This window comes from Streptomonospora salina, assembly GCF_014204715.1.
Taxonomy (GTDB): domain Bacteria; phylum Actinomycetota; class Actinomycetes; order Streptosporangiales; family Streptosporangiaceae; genus Streptomonospora; species Streptomonospora salina.
This window is the reverse complement of record NZ_JACHLY010000002.1, coordinates 1-14,202: the sequence shown is the minus strand read 5'-3', so window position 1 is coordinate 14,202 and position 14,202 is coordinate 1. Positions and strand designations below refer to the sequence as shown.

Here is a 14,202-nt window from a genome sequence, read left to right as displayed (position 1 = left end):
GGGCGGATGAGCGGCGTCGAGTGATCCGTTGAACGTTCGGTAGCGCCTTAACCTGAATCCGTGAAGGATTGGATCGAGGGGCTCTCCAACCGCCAGCAGCAGCTCGTCCGAGCATGGCTGCCCACTGCCGAGGTGGTCGTCGACCACAGTTGGGGACTCGTCGGTACCACGGTGCTCGAGCTGCGGCACGAAGCAGAGCTCTACATCGTCAAAGCCGGTGATGAGAACGACCACCACCTTGCCCGGGAGATTCAGGCCCACCACAGGTGGCTGCGGCCCTGGACCTCGATCGGTCGGGCACCCGAGCTCGTGAATGCTGATCATGACGCAAAGATCGTCGTGACCCGGTACCTGCCCGGCAGGTTGGTCGAGGGAACCGATGCTGAGCACGAGCCACACACCTATCGGCAGGCCGGCGAACTACTTGCCGACCTGCACGAGCAAGCGAGCGTCGGCGATACCGAGTTCGAGGCACGGGAGCAGGAGAAGACGCTGCGGTGGCTGGACAAACCACACCGAATCGATCCCGACGTGGTCACGCGACTGCGCTGCATGGTGGAGTCGTGGCCGACCCCGCCGAGCAGACTGGTGCCGACCCATGGTGACTGGCAGCCCCGCAACTGGCTCATACATGAGGAAACGGTAAGCGTGATCGACTTCGGGCGTTGCGACCTGCGTCCGGCCTTTACTGATCTGGCTCGACTGTCCGCGCAGCAGTTCCGTTCTGACGCCTCGCTCGAGGCAGCCTTCTTCGAAGGCTACGGGGCAGATCCGCGGGAGCAGGCGGCGTGGCACCGCAACCGGATCCGCGAGGCGATCGGCGCCGCGATCTGGGCCTATCAAGTCGGCGACGCCCCGTTCGAGCAGCAGGGCCATCGGATGCTCGCCGACGAGCCTCACCGCTAAGGGTGTTGGTAAGGAGCGTGGGACCTTCGGAGAATCGCTCCGGGTTTTGATGGCAGTGCCCTCCCGGGCATAGATGAACGTGTTGGTGTACTCGCCGGCGCCCGCCGGCGCCCGACCCGTGTGCTGCGAAACCGAGAAGCTGGAGCCCTTGAACGCCTACGCGTCATAGTTGTTCGAATAACGGCCGATTGCCGAACGCCCCGGATCTCCTGGCGGTCTGGGGCGTTCTTCCTGCACCGGGTGTTCATCAACCCGTTCGTTTATCTTTAGGCTCGCACTCCGTTGCCGAACACACGGGGGACACCATGGCGCTGGTCGGACTGGTACGGGTGAGCACGAGCAGGCAGGAGACCGCCCGCCAGCACGAGGCTCTGGCCCCGGTCTGCGTGAAGGTCTTCGCAGAGAAGGTCAGCGGCAAGCTCAAGGGTCGCCGACCGGCCCGCCCTGCGGGCAGCCCTGGACTACATGCGCCCCGGCGACATGCTCACCGTCCAGGAGGCCGACCGGCTGGGCCGCAACCTCCTCGAGGGGCTGATCGTGCTCAACGACCTGTTCGAGCAGGGGGGTGGCGGTCAAGATCCTGGACGGCATCGCCGCCGGAGAGTACACCGAGCGCAGCCTGATCCTGGACCTGGCGCTCGCCCGCCGCGCCGCGTGTTCAGGCGCATCCACGAGAGAACGGAACACACCGTGCCCGCCCTTGTGGTCGATCACGGCGAGGCCGGACCCATCCGGTTCGCCGATGTCGATGAGCCCGTGCCGTCCGCCGGCGAGGCGTTGGTCGAGACGCGGCACATCGGTCTCAACTTCGGAGAGCTCGATTGCGAGCACCAGTGGCCGGCCGGAGCCGTGCACGGTCACGACGCCGCCGGCGTCGTGGTGCGCGCCGCATCCGACGGATCGGGGCCACGCGTAGGCGGAGCGGGTGGCGGTCAGCCCCGTCTCGCTCGACACCGTCCCCGAGGGCGTGAATCTGGCCGACGGCGCCGCGCTGGGGATCGCCGGAGTCACCGCACTGCGGGTGCTGCGCAAGCGTTCCCTGCTGGCGCGACGTCCTGTTCGCACATGGTCGCAGGCAGGCGATCACCGGCAACCGGGGCCTTGAGCCGCGGCCGGGCCGCTCGCAGCCGAAGCGACGCAGACCGTCACGCCCCGGACAACTCGGCGGCGCTGAACCGGATACCGCCCCATTCGGGCGTAGCCGGTTCGCCCCTGAGCGGGACCGTGTCCGCGGGGACGCTCGCGCTCCCCAGCAGAGGGGCAGACCTCACGGAAGGCGCTCGATGCTCACGGCCGCGTCCAGGGCCAACAGCCGATCGGGGTCGGAGGTGACGACCGGCCAACCGCGCGTGCGGGCCGAGAACGCCACATGCGCGGCGTCGACGGCATCACCCGGCGGCCTGGCGCGCGACCGCGCGAGCAGGTCGCCGCACCGCCCGGCGGTCTCCGCTGTCAGCTCGTCGACCACCACGGGCGCCAGCGCGGCCAACTCGGTCAACGACGCGCGCGCGGGTTCCGACAGCTGCCCGCGCGCTGCCAGCAGCGCCGCCGACGGCACCGACAGCACCAGCGAACCCGAGCGCAGGGCCGCGCCCACGAGCGCGCGGGCACAGATCCGCGACGTCGCGTAGTCGGTCAGAGCCGTGGTGTCCAGGACACGCCCGCCGATCACCGCGGTGCGGATTCCAGGCCCAGGCGCCGCATCATGTCGTCGATGGCCGCGTCGATGCCCCAGGAGTCGACCACACGTGCCGATTCCTCCGCCGAGAGGTTCCCGGGACGTTCCGCCGCCTGCAGCGCGGCGCGGTCGCCCTCCCGGTCCAGCCCGGCCAGTGCCCGATCGGCCTCGGCCGGCGACACGTCGCCGGATTCCAGCCGCCGGCGCAGCTCCGTGCGCGGGTCGCGGTCAGCCATGGGCCCATTGTAAGCCGCCCCCGCCCCGGCGACGAGGCCGTTGCGGCCCGCTCCTCCCGCCCGAGGCCGCTGCACGACGACCGCCGCGACAACCGGCGAAAACGCCGACACCCCCGCCCTGCTTCAGCTCCCGGGCCGCGGCGGTCGCACAGGTGCGCGCCGACACCGCCGCCTTCCCCGCCCCCCGCACCGGGACAGCTGTGGGACGATCTGCGCGCCGCCGGCCGCATCGGCACACCCGACCGACCCGCCCCATCGCGAAAGGACCCGCCGTGACCGACCAGCTCCACCCCATGCCCGCCGACTGGCAGCGCGCCCTCGCCGTCGTCGCCCACCCCGACGACCTGGAGTACGGCGCGGCCGCGGCCATCGCTTCCTGGATCGACGGCGGCCGCGAGGTCGCCTACCTGCTGGCCACCCGCGGCGAAGCCGGCATCGCCACCATGGAGCCCGCCCGCGCCGCCCCGGTGCGCGAACGCGAACAGCGTGCCAGCGCCGCGGCCGTGGGCGTGTCCTCGGTGGACTTCCTCGACCACCCCGACGGCGTCATCGAATACGGCCCGGCCCTGCGCCGCGGCATCGCCGCCGCCGTCCGCCGCCATCGCCCCGAACTGGTCATCACCCTCAACCACCGCGACACCTTCGGCGCCGACGCCTGGAACACCCCCGACCACAAGGCCGTGGGCCGGGCCGCGCTGGACGCCGCCGCCGACGCCGGCAACCGGTGGGTCTTCACCGACCTGCACGAGCAGGGCCTGCACCCCTGGGACGGCGTCCGCTGGGTCGCCGTGGCCGCCTCGCCCCGCCCCACCCACGCCGTGGACGCCGAACCCGGCATGGAACGGGCGGTGCGGTCCCTGCTGGAGCACCGCACCTACATCGAAGCTCTCACCGACGCCGACCCCGAGACCTACGTCCGCGAATTCATGGCCGGGGCGACCGGCAGCGCCGCCCCCCGATTCGGCGACCGCCCGGCCGTGGCCTTCGAACTGTTCCCCTGCTGATGCCCGCTCCCGCGTTTCAGTGGAACGCCTTCTCGCGGCCGTCGTCGGTCGTGGAGGGCACGTCTTCGGCGAGCTCGGATCCGCGCGCATGGACGAAGAACCCGGCCGCTTGGCCGGAGTCGTCGACGATCGGATCCCGCTGTTCGAGGTGCATCACGCCGGACCGCCACGATCACCGGCGCGCCTGAACGTGCGGCCGCTGAAGTGCCGGACGCACGCCGGCGGTCGGGCTATCGATCCGCCGTAGCCGCTGAGGCGGCGGCCGATCGGTCGATGGCGTCGCGGACTGCGGCGACGACGGTTTCGGGCCTGTCTTCGGGGAGCAGATGACCGGCCTCGGCGACGGTCTGGAAAGTCGCATGGGGAATCCGGTCGGCGAGGCGGCGCCCGTTCTCGACGGGGACCCAGGCGTCGTGCTCGCCCCAGAGAATCGTCACGGGGCAGCGGATCTCGGTGTAGCGGTCTTGGATCTCGTCGGTGTAGCGGTCGTCCATCTGGGCGATCTGGCGGTAGAACGCGGGCTGGCCCACCTCTCCGAGCCACGGCTGCAGGTAGCGACTCATCTCCTGCTCGGAGAGCGTGCGGTGCGCGGCGCCGGCGATGTAGGCGCGCAGGATCGCTTCGTGGATGTAGCCGGGCAACTCGATGAATGCGTCGGGGTGGCGGCGGGCGGTCTGCACGAGCGCGGAACCATGAGGGCTGAGCGCGACAGGGTCGATCAGTGTCAGGGTGCGGTAGTCCCGGCGGTCGAGCAGGTGTGTGCGCAGAGCGGTCGTGCCGCCGAAGTCGTGGGCGACGACGTCGGGGCGGTCGATATCCCAGTGGTCGAGCAGGGCGGCGAAGAGCCGGTTCTGGATACCCAGGGAGACGTCCTGGCCGTGCTGCTGGTGGGAGCGGCCGTAGCCGAGCAGGTCGAAGTAGTAGACCCGGCGGTGCGTCGCGAGGTGTGGCGCGATGCGCCGCCACACCACCGACGAAAACGGTGTGCCGTGCATCAGGACCAGCGGCTTTCCTGCGCCCGTTGCCCCGTAGCGGACCTCCTGGCCGTGGAAGTCGAACCTTCCGGCCAGGTCCCAGTCGGCGGCTTCGGATGTTCCCACTTTTAACTAACCCCTTTGCTTCGAAGTCCGGTTAGTTCTTAGGATTGGGGCCATGCCGTGCACTGTCAACCCGGCCGCCGGCGTCGAGGAGGAGACGATGACGGCGTGGCCCGACGCGTCCTTCGTCGGCGGCGATCCCGCGCTCGACTTCGTCAACACCGCCGGCGGTCGCACGAAGGCCCGAGACACCGAGCGTTTGAGCCGGTTCACGGACGCTCTCGACTGGGCGCACGCGGCCGCGGTACTCGACCGGGTCGAGCGCGACCGGCTGGTGGCCCGAGCCGACCGCAACCCCGTCGAGGCGGAGCAGGCGCTGAACGAACTGCGCGAGCAGCGGGAGGCCCTGCACACGTTCCTCCTAGCCGGTGTGGAAGGAACCGAGTGCGACGCCGGAGCCCGGCAGCGGGTCCACTCCGACATCGCAACGGCCTACCGTGAGGCCGAACCGTCCGCGTACTTCCTCACCCACCCGGCGTGGGTCGTCGACACCGCCGCCGGAGCGCGACTCCCGTCGCGGCGGCTGGCACTGGCCGCATCGGGGCTTCTGGCCAGTGACCGGCGCACCCACCTCCGTGTCTGCGGCCGCTGCTCGTGGCTCTTCCTCGATCCCTCGCCCACCCGCCGGCGGCGCTGGTGCTCCATGACGACCTGCGGCAACCGCGCCAAGGCTCAGCGTCACCAGCAGCGATGAACGGCGGCTCCGTCCCGCCGCCACGCAGGTCCCGGGCGCCCCGCCCCACTGGGGCACCCGCCGGGCGGCGGTCGTGTGCGTCGTCGCCGCCGACCGGGTGCATCCGCGAACTGATCGCGGCCGGCACCGGCCCCAGCCCGGGCGCCTGCGGTGTGGGCGCGCCGCAGACGGGGAACGAGCATTCCGGGACGCCCCGAGCACCCCTCAGCCCTGCCACCAGGAGACGACGCCCATGCTCGTGCCCCGAACGCTGGGAGCGGTGACCATCGCCTTCAGCGCCGCCATCATGGCCCGGCCGCACCTGATGGCCGGCCCCAGCGGCCACACCGCCCCCGACGGCAGCGTCCCCCGCGACACCCGACTGCTCATGTACGCCATCGGGGTGCGCGACATGGCCACCGGCGCCCTCATGCTCACCGCCCCCGGCCCCGCAGCGATGCGGGCCGCCGTCGCCGCACGTGTGGCCTGCGACATCGGCGACGCACTCGTGTTCGGCACCCGGCTGCCGCTCCGGCGCCAACGGCTCACCGTCGGCGCGGCCGCCGCCGGGTGGGCGAGCGTGTGCGCCTACAGCCTGCGCCACATCCCCACCGACCCGACACCCCCGCCCCGGCGCCGCCGACGCGTCCGCCTCAACGGCGCCCGCGCCCTCAGCTCGCGTCGAACTCCCGGCGCAGCCGCGCCGGCGCCGTGATCCGCCACGCCTCCGTCAGCAACTCGGCCAGCTCGACACTGTCCACCCGCTCCAGATCCACCAGCACCGCGCCGTAACCGTCGTAGTGCTCGGTCGTGAGAAACGCGGGGTCGCCCGACGCCAGCAGCGCCTCCTTCTCGTCCGGCTCGCACACCACCATCAGCGCCCCCTCGGCCTCGGTACGCAGCCGCGCGAACAACCGCCCCCGCACCTTCAGCGCCGGCGTGTTGTAGGAGGTCGACTCCTCAACCTCCGCCAGCGCGCGCCCGATCGCCAGCGCCTCGTCCCAATCCGCCATCACCGGCTCCCTCCACTCGACGACTCGCTACCACCCTGCAGCCCTATCACCCGCCCGCCCCCACCGGCCCTCCGCACCGAAAGCGCCCACTAGGCTGCTGCGGTGACCAACGACAACTCGCCTCAGCCACCGGTGCGGTGGGGCATCCTCGGCACCGGCGCCATCGCCCACCGCTTCATGACCGGCCTGCGCGCCGTACCCGGGGCCGAAGTCGCGGCCGTGGGCTCGCGCAGCGCCGACACCGCCCGACGCTTCGCCGACACCTGGGACATCCCCCGCGCCCACGCCACCTACGCCGACCTCGCCGCCGACACCGGGGTCGACGTCGTCTACATCGCCACCCCCCACAGCGTCCACCACGAAGCCGCCGTGCAATGCCTGAACGCCGGCCGCCACGTGCTGTGCGAGAAACCCCTGGCCGTCAACGCCGCCCAGGCCCAGGAGATGATCGACGCCGCCCGCCGCACCGACCGCTTCCTCATGGAAGCGATGTGGACCCGATTCGCCCCCGCCACCGACGCCGCCCGCAGACTGGTCGCCGACGGCGCCATCGGCGACGTCCGCATGGTCCAGGCCAGCATCGGCGGCCGCATGGAATACGACCCCCACGGCCGCCTGTTCGCCCCCGAACTGGCCGGGGGAGCACTGTTGGACGTGGGCGTCTACCCCGTCGCCTTCGCCTCCATGGTCCTGGGCGAATTCACCTCCCTGACCGCCCAGGCCCACAAAGCCCCCACCGGCGTCGACGCCCAGGTCGCGATGACGGTGACCGGCCCCGGCGACACCCTGGGGCTGCTGGGCTGCTCGATCGAGGCCCCCATCCCGCGCCGCGCCGACATCGTCGGCACCCGCGGCAGCATCGCCCTGACCGACTGGTTCTGCCCCACCGGGCTGGTACTGCACCGCGACGGCGCCGACCCCGAACCCATGGACTTCCCGCACCGCGCCAACGGCTTCGAGTACGAAGTCGAAGAGGTCCACCGCCGACTGCACGCCGGCCAGCGCCAGAGTCCCCTGATGGACTGGCAGGAGAGCCTGCGCATCGCCCGCACCCTCGACGGGGTGCGCGAGCGCATCGGCGTGACCTACCCCGCCGACCGGGACTGACCGCCCGCCCCGGGCCGCCGCGCGGCGGCCCGGTTCCGGTCGGACCGATGCCGCGGGGCCGGGGCCACACCGGCCCCGCCCCGGAAGCGGCCCCCGCCCCGGCCCCGCGGCGCCGCCGACCCGAATCACCCGGCGCCGTTCCAGGTCAGCGAAATACCACCAGGGCACAGGCCGACGCCGGCGCCGGCGCCACACCCCCGTTGCGTCGATGATTCGGACACACACGGTGACCGAACCTGCCGCGAAATCCCCGGCGGATTCCCGGATTCCGGCCCGCACCCGCACGGATCCCCGATAACTTCCTGCCGTCGGGACCTTCCGCAAGGTCGCCCTCGGGACCGCTCCCCCCGGTCCCGAACGGCGACCGCCCGCGGTCGGCGGCGCGCTGTGTTCCAGGCGCCGCCGACCGCCGGGCCCGCCCAGGCGCACCGGCGTCCCGCCGGATCCCGGCGGGCCCGCGCCGCGACCGTCAGCCGCCCGACCCGGCGTCCTCGCCGGGCGGTTCAGCGCCCTCGGCCCGCTGCGCACCGGCCGGCACCGCCGCCGCACCGGCCCCCGGCCCGGTCCCGTCCTCGCCGCTCTCGTGCACCATGCCGCGCTCGGTGCGGGCGATGACGCGCGTACCGGTCAGATCCCCGGTGACGTTGCACATCGTGCGCACCATGTCCAGGATCGCGTCGATGCCGGCCACCAGCGCCACCGGCCCGAACGGCAGCCCCGCCTGGGTCACCGCCAGCGACAGCATGATCAACCCCGCACCCGGCACCCCCGCGGTACCGATCGAGGCCAGCACGCCCACCAGCACGACCATCAGCAGCTGACCCACCGTCAGCTCCACACCGGCGACGTTGGCGACGAACACCGTCGCCGCACCCACATAGATCGCCGTCCCGTCCATGTTGACGGTCGCGCCCAGCGGCAGCGTGAACCCGTAGACGCCCTCGTCCACGCCCATGCGCCGCGCCGCCCGGGTCGACACCGGCAGCGTGCCGCTACTGGAACGCGTCGCGAACGCCGTCACCATCGGCTCGCGGGCTGCGGCGAAGAACCGCCGCACCCCGACCCGGAACAGCACCAGCACCGCGGCATAGACGCCGATCTGCACGGCCACACCGCCGTAGACGACCCCGGTGAGCTTGGCCAGCGGCACCAGCGCATCCACGCCCGTCTCGGCCAGCACCACCGCGATCAGCGCGAACACCCCGACCGGGGCGTACTGCAGCACACCGCGCACGATCACGAACACCAGCTCCACGCCCGCGTCCACACCGCGCCGCAGCAACGCGCCCAAACCGGCGATGCGCTCGTCGGAACTGGCCCGCATGAACGCCAGCGCGATCCCCGCGGCGATCGCGGCGAACATCACCGCCAACACGTTGCCCTCGGCCAACGCGGCGAAGGGGTTCTCCGGCACGATCTCCACCAGCGTCTGGGCGACCGGCGGCGCCTGCTCGGGCGACTGCTCGGTCCGGCCGGGCGCTTGCAGCCCGGTGCCCGGCGCGACCGCCAGCGCCGCCAGCAGCCCCACGGTGATCGCCACCGCCGAGGTAGCCAGGTAGAACACCAGCACCTTCAGCCCGATACCGCCCAGCCGCACCGGGTCGATCGAGGAGACACCGGCGATGAGGGTGACCACCACCAGCGGCATGACCAGCATCTGCAACAGCCGTAGGAACACCTCGCCCAACGGCTGCAGCGCGGTAGCGGGCTCGCCCACGGCCAGGCCCACGACCGCGCCCGCCACCAGCGCGATCGCCAGCTTGTAGATCAGGGGGAAATCGAGATAGCGCCGCCACAGCGATCGGCTCGACGGTTTCGGGGATCGGTCGGCCATAACCACGCCGTCCTTCGCGTTCGACAACGCGGCGGCAGGGGTGTCGCCGCCGCCTTCCGGGAGGTCACTTCCCACGCCCGGCGCGGCCGCCACCGCACGAGCGCGCATCGAAACCGATGCTTTACATCCGGTAGCGGCACCGCCGGGCTCCGCGCCGGCGCCCGGTCGTTGCGGCCCCGGACCGGCCGGCCCGTCGGCTGCACGAGCTGATCCGGGGCTGAGGAACAACGGAACGCAACCCCGCTCTCAGCGTTGCGCTCCTGGTCGGACTTTCCAGGGGCATGCCGGTCGAGTTGCCCACCGCTCTGGGCGAGGCGCCCACGACCGCCGTCCTCTACCTCGCCGAGGAGACCCGCCGCGCGTGGGAGGACCGACTCGGCGTAGCGGCGCGCCGAGCTGCTCCCCGCCTGCGCTCCGGAACGCGGCGGTTTCAGGGAGGCGACGGGGCAGGCCGCTGCGGTCCCCGCACCACCGGGGCGCGCATCGTCCCGGCCGCACTCAGGTTCGCCCGCCGTAGAGATCGGCGACGTCCTCAGCGGAGGGCCAACCGCCGTAGGCCGGGCCTTGCGGCCAGCCTTCGGGCGCGTCCTGCCACTGTTCCCGGCGCCCGTACGGCAGCAGGTCGAGCAGCGCGAACGTGTGGCTGAGCTGCTCGGTCCCGCGGCCGGCGGTGTGCCAGGTGCGGTAGACGGTGTCGCCGTCGCGCAGGAGCACGTTGACGGCGAACCCGCCGCCGGGTGGGGCGCCGACGTCGGCCCCGAAGTCGCTGTCGGCCGTGGAGTACCAGGTCATCGCGTTTCCGACCCGGTGTTTGTAGGCCAGAGCCTCGGCGATCGGCCCCTGGGTGACCACGACGAACCGGGCGTCGTAGGCAGCCAGGAACTCCAGTCGGGTGAACTGCGACGTGAACCAGGTGCAGCCTCCGCATTGCCACCGCTGCCCGGGAAACCACATGTGGTGGTAGACGATGAGCTGAGATGCTCCGTCGAAGACGTCGGCCAGCCGGAGCGGACCGTTTTCACCCTCCAGGGTGTAGGCGGGCAGCTCGACCATCGGCAGGCGGCGACGCTGGGCGGCGACCGCGTCGAGTTCGCGGGTGGCGGCCTTCTCCCGTGCGCGCAGCGCGTCGAGTTCGCGCCGCCAGGTGTCGGCGTCGACGACGGGCGGGAGTGCGGTTCCGGTCATGGGTTCCTCCACGGTGCGGTCCGGGCGGGGTGCATCGCGGTCGCGTGCACCTGCTTTCGTGTGAAGACTGCGGCGTCCTGCCGGAGTCATCGCTGCGGAACCGGCCGGTCGACCGCGGCGGTCCCGACCGCCACCACGCCGCGATCACCGGCCGCCTGGGGGAGTGGTCCTATGAGGCCCTGGGATGGGTGGCGGCCTACGTGGCCGAAGCCGCCGCGCAGCACGGCGTCCGCACGCCCGTGCTCCTCACGATCCGGCGCCTCTGAGGGCCACCACGGCACCCGCCCCTGATCCGAGGCCGAACCGTCACGCAGGTGTCGGGCACCACGGGAAAGAGCCGCGCCATCGCGGCGGATCCGGTTGTGGACGAGGATGCAAGCGTCGCGTTCGGCGGCCCCGGGACGGCTCCACAAGAACGGCTCGGGGTCACCGTGCAGCGCCGCCGCCATCGCGGCGGCCACCCCGCCGGGCCCCCGCCAGCGGGGGAGAGGACGCCCCGAACCGAAAACCCGGTGCGCCCCGCAGCGCCCCCGGCGAAGATGGGCGCTATGGACGCCGACTCACCCGCCCGACCGGTCGCGCTGGTCACCGGCGCCGGGCGCACGACCAACATCGCCGCGGCCACCGCCCGCACGCTGGCCGCCCGCGGCTTCGACGTCGCCTTCACCTACTACCGCGCCTACGACGCCCGCATGCCCTGGGGCACCGAAGAGGGCGCCGCCCGAGCCCTGCACGCCGCCGTCACCTCCCACGGCGCCCGCGCGCTCGGGGTGGAATCCGACCTGGCCGATCCCGACGCCCCCGCCCGACTGCTGGCCGCCGTGCACGAACGGCTCGGCCCGGTCACCGCCCTGGTCCTGGCCCACTGCGAATCCGTGGACTCCGGCCTGCTGGACACCGCCCTCGACAGCTTCGACCGCCACTTCGCCGTCAACACCCGCGCGGCCTGGCTGCTGATGCGCGAATACGCCCTGCGCTTCCCCGGACCGCACGGCAGCGGCCGCATCATCGCCCTCACCAGCGACCACACCGCCCACAACCTGCCCTACGGCGCCAGCAAAGGCGCCCTGGACCGCATCACCCTGGCCGCGGCCGCCGAACTGGGCGAACGGGGCATCAGCGCCAACGCTCTCAACCCCGGACCCGTCGACACCGGATGGATGAGCCCCGACCTGGCCCGGCGCCTGCGCGAGGCCACCCCGCTGGGGCGTCTGGGCACCCCCCAGGACTGCGCCGAACTGATCGCGTTCCTGTGCTCGCCCCAGGGCGGATGGGTCAACGGCCAGCTCATCTCCTCCAACGGCGGCCTGAGCTGAGCCACCGCCCACTCCGCCGCCGGCCCGTGAACCGGCCGCGGTAGCGGGCCACCGGCCGGCGGGGCACCGGAGAGGCCGCCCTCGGCCGGCCCTGGGCACTGCCGAACTCACAGGCCGTTGGCAGCCGACCACTCCGGATCCGGCGCCACCACCTGCAGCACCTCCACGACCACCCCCTCGGGCCCGCGCACCTGCAAACGCCGCTGCCCCCACGGCTCGGTCACCGTATCCAGCGCGAACTCCGCCCCCGCCGCACGCAACCGCCGGTCCTCGGCGTCGACGTCGGCGACCAGGAACGCCACCATCGCCCCCGACACGCCCCGGCCCCGCACCCCCTCGGGCCAGGACTCGCTGTCGCGCGCCAGGAAGTCCAGGCTCACCCCCGCGAGATCGGGCGAGGTCGTATTGGCATACCAGCCCAGATCGACGTTGACGGCGAATCCGAAGTACTCGGCGAACCACCGCGCGCTCCCCGACGGGTCCCGCACCGACAGCGCGAACCCGACCATGTCCTTAGTCTGCATCCGACCCCCACTCAAACAACTACACGAATAGCACTATGAACAAAGTACTATATGCATAGTCGTTTTTGACGGAGAGCCCCATGGCCAGAACCAACCAGCCCCGCCGCCGCGCCCTCCTCGACGCCGCCGTCGACGTCCTCGCCGACCACGGCGCCCGCGGACTCACCTTCCGCGCCGTCGACACCGCAGCCGCCGTCCCCGCCGGCACCGCATCCAACTACTTCCCCGACCGCGACACCCTGCTCGCCCAAGCCGGCGCCCACGTCCACGTCCGCCTGGCCCCCGCACCCGCACACATGGCCCGCCTCACCGACCCCGCACCCACCCGCGACGCCGTCCGAACCGCCATGCACGACCTCTTCGACCGCGTCACCCGCGACCCCGCCGGCTACATCGCCCTCCTCGAACTACGCCTGGAAGGCACCCGCCGCCCCGACGTCCGCGCCGCACTCACCGCGGCCATCGACACCAGCATCACCGACAGCATCGACTTCCACGTCCACGGCGGCTACCCCGGCGGACGCCGCACCGCCCGCGCCCTCTACCTCGCCATGACCGGCCTCATCGTCGAACACCTCACCCTGCCCGAAACCTGGCACGACACCGACCCCACCCGCCTCGTCGACGACCTGGTCGACCTCCTCGTCCCCGACACCGACCCCTGACCCCGACACCGCAGGAACAAGACCACCGACGCAGCAGGTACCCCCACACCCTGCGCAAACACCACTCGCCACAGATGCTTGACTGGGTCCCATGACCACCGCGCCCTACACCACCAGCACCGCGTTCCTCGAAGCCCTCACCGAAGCCGGCGTCGACTACGTCTTCGCCAACCTCGGCAGCGACCACCCCGGCATCGTCGAGGCCTACGCCCACGCCAACGCCAACGGCGACGCCCACCGCTTCCCCCGCATGATCATCTGCCCCCACGAAAGCGTCGCCTTCTCCGCCGCCCAGGGCTACGCCCAAACCACCGGACGCCCCCAAGCCGTCCTCGTCCACGTCGAATGCGGCACCCAGAACATCGGCGGCATGATCCACAACGCCGCCAAAGGCCGCACTCCGGTCCTCGTCTTCGCCGGCGCCTCACCCTCCACCCAGTACGGCGAACACACCGGCAGCCGCAACGAATTCATCCAGTGGATCCAAGACGTCCACGACCAGCGCGGCATCGTCCGCGGCTACACCAAATACGACAACGAGATCCGCACCGGCGCCAACGTCAAACAACTCGTCCACCGCGCCCTGCAGATCGCCACCAGCGAACCCGCCGGCCCCGCCTACCTCGTCGGCGCCCGCGAAGTCATGGAACAGACCCTCGACCCCGCCGACACCGACAACCCCCGCTACCACCTCCACCACACACCCCCCATCGCCCCCGCCGCACTCGACCCCCACACCACCGACACCATCGCCCGCGCCCTCACCGAGGCCGACACCCCCCTCGTCGTCACCTCCTACCTGGGCCGCGACCCCCACGCCGTCACCCAACTCCAGCGCCTGGCCGACCACCTGGCCGTCCCCGTCCTCGAGTCGGTACCCATGCGCCTGAACTTCCCGGCCGACCACCCCCTGCACGCCGGCTACCAGTGGAACACCCAGGAGCCCACACCCGCCCTGGCCGAA

18 protein-coding genes are annotated in these 14,202 nt (G+C 72.0%); 10 read left to right on the top strand and 8 right to left on the bottom strand.

Annotated features, from left to right (window positions below):
* Positions 1–60 precede the first annotated feature (60 nt).
* Both HNR25_RS22975 and HNR25_RS26935 read left to right on the top strand, forming a co-directional pair.
* On the top strand, positions 61–906 hold the full coding sequence (locus HNR25_RS22975) for an aminoglycoside phosphotransferase family protein (RefSeq protein ID WP_184639790.1): 846 nt from the start codon (positions 61–63) through the stop codon (positions 904–906).
* A 925-nt stretch (positions 907–1,831) separates the two neighbouring features.
* The gene (locus HNR25_RS26935; RefSeq protein ID WP_221459324.1) at positions 1,832–2,011 is read left to right on the top strand and encodes a hypothetical protein; all 180 of its coding nucleotides are present in this window, start codon (positions 1,832–1,834) and stop codon (positions 2,009–2,011) included.
* A gap of 162 nt (positions 2,012–2,173) precedes the next feature.
* Here HNR25_RS26935 and HNR25_RS22960 read toward each other — a convergent pair whose 3' ends face one another.
* Together HNR25_RS22960 and HNR25_RS22955 are read right to left on the bottom strand one after the other, a co-directional pair.
* Complete coding sequence (locus HNR25_RS22960) at positions 2,174–2,578, bottom strand: PIN domain-containing protein (RefSeq protein ID WP_184639789.1); 405 nt, start codon at positions 2,576–2,578, stop codon at positions 2,174–2,176.
* Positions 2,575–2,820, bottom strand: coding sequence for a hypothetical protein (locus tag HNR25_RS22955; protein ID WP_184639787.1), 246 nt, complete (start codon positions 2,818–2,820; stop codon positions 2,575–2,577). Before HNR25_RS22955 ends, HNR25_RS22960 begins: the two co-directional genes overlap by 4 nt.
* Before the next feature lie 272 nt (positions 2,821–3,092).
* Here HNR25_RS22955 and HNR25_RS22950 point away from each other — a divergent pair, with 272 nt between their 5' ends.
* Positions 3,093–3,824, top strand: a complete 732-nt coding sequence (locus tag HNR25_RS22950; RefSeq protein ID WP_312862748.1) for a PIG-L deacetylase family protein — start codon at positions 3,093–3,095, stop codon at positions 3,822–3,824.
* A 16-nt stretch (positions 3,825–3,840) separates the two neighbouring features.
* Here the strand turns inward: HNR25_RS22950 and HNR25_RS22945 are convergent, their stop codons facing one another.
* Together HNR25_RS22945 and HNR25_RS22940 are read right to left on the bottom strand one after the other, a co-directional pair.
* Complete coding sequence (locus tag HNR25_RS22945) at positions 3,841–3,981, bottom strand: hypothetical protein (RefSeq protein ID WP_184639786.1); 141 nt, start codon at positions 3,979–3,981, stop codon at positions 3,841–3,843.
* 73 nt (positions 3,982–4,054) lie between these two features.
* Entirely contained in the window at positions 4,055–4,924 is an 870-nt protein-coding gene (locus HNR25_RS22940; RefSeq protein ID WP_312862747.1) for an alpha/beta fold hydrolase, read from the bottom strand.
* A gap of 52 nt (positions 4,925–4,976) precedes the next feature.
* Here HNR25_RS22940 and HNR25_RS22935 point away from each other — a divergent pair, with 52 nt between their 5' ends.
* A complete protein-coding gene (locus HNR25_RS22935) occupies positions 4,977–5,615 on the top strand; it encodes a CGNR zinc finger domain-containing protein (protein WP_184639784.1) in 639 nt (212 codons plus the stop codon).
* A gap of 232 nt (positions 5,616–5,847) precedes the next feature.
* Entirely contained in the window at positions 5,848–6,309 is a 462-nt protein-coding gene (locus HNR25_RS22930; RefSeq protein ID WP_184639783.1) for a hypothetical protein, read from the top strand.
* Here HNR25_RS22930 and HNR25_RS22925 read toward each other — a convergent pair.
* Positions 6,266–6,607, bottom strand: a complete 342-nt coding sequence (locus tag HNR25_RS22925) for an MmcQ/YjbR family DNA-binding protein (RefSeq protein WP_184639781.1) — start codon at positions 6,605–6,607, stop codon at positions 6,266–6,268. The two genes, HNR25_RS22930 and HNR25_RS22925, sit on opposite strands and share 44 nt — an antisense overlap.
* 102 nt (positions 6,608–6,709) lie before the next feature.
* Here HNR25_RS22925 and HNR25_RS22920 point away from each other — a divergent pair, with 102 nt between their 5' ends.
* Positions 6,710–7,714: a Gfo/Idh/MocA family protein gene (locus HNR25_RS22920; RefSeq protein WP_184639779.1), complete on the top strand. Its 1,005-nt coding sequence runs from the start codon at positions 6,710–6,712 to the stop codon at positions 7,712–7,714.
* Between the two features lie 469 nt (positions 7,715–8,183).
* On the opposite strand, the gene HNR25_RS22915 is transcribed toward HNR25_RS22920, so the two are convergent.
* On the bottom strand, positions 8,184–9,548 hold the full coding sequence (locus HNR25_RS22915) for a dicarboxylate/amino acid:cation symporter (protein ID WP_184639777.1): 1,365 nt from the start codon (positions 9,546–9,548) through the stop codon (positions 8,184–8,186).
* Positions 9,549–10,046: 498 nt separating this feature from the next.
* Complete coding sequence (locus HNR25_RS22910; protein WP_184639775.1) at positions 10,047–10,733, bottom strand: DUF899 domain-containing protein; 687 nt, start codon at positions 10,731–10,733, stop codon at positions 10,047–10,049.
* A gap of 44 nt (positions 10,734–10,777) precedes the next feature.
* Between HNR25_RS22910 and HNR25_RS22905 the strand changes: the two genes are divergently transcribed.
* Both HNR25_RS22905 and HNR25_RS22900 read left to right on the top strand, forming a co-directional pair.
* Positions 10,778–10,999 (top strand): hypothetical protein, encoded by a 222-nt coding sequence (locus tag HNR25_RS22905; protein WP_184639773.1) that lies wholly within the window; start codon positions 10,778–10,780, stop codon positions 10,997–10,999.
* Positions 11,000–11,281: 282 nt separating this feature from the next.
* Positions 11,282–12,049, top strand: a complete 768-nt coding sequence (locus HNR25_RS22900; protein WP_246464742.1) for an SDR family oxidoreductase — start codon at positions 11,282–11,284, stop codon at positions 12,047–12,049.
* Positions 12,050–12,156: 107 nt separating this feature from the next.
* On the opposite strand, the gene HNR25_RS22895 is transcribed toward HNR25_RS22900, so the two are convergent.
* On the bottom strand, positions 12,157–12,573 hold the full coding sequence (locus HNR25_RS22895) for a VOC family protein (protein WP_184639771.1): 417 nt from the start codon (positions 12,571–12,573) through the stop codon (positions 12,157–12,159).
* An 80-nt stretch (positions 12,574–12,653) separates the two neighbouring features.
* On the opposite strand from HNR25_RS22895, the gene HNR25_RS22890 reads away from it, so the two are divergent.
* Both HNR25_RS22890 and HNR25_RS22885 read left to right on the top strand, forming a co-directional pair.
* A complete protein-coding gene (locus HNR25_RS22890) occupies positions 12,654–13,238 on the top strand; it encodes a TetR/AcrR family transcriptional regulator (protein ID WP_184639768.1) in 585 nt (194 codons plus the stop codon).
* 91 nt (positions 13,239–13,329) lie between these two features.
* Positions 13,330–14,202: thiamine pyrophosphate-binding protein (locus tag HNR25_RS22885; RefSeq protein WP_221459318.1), on the top strand; the 873-nt coding region annotated here is incomplete at its 3' end.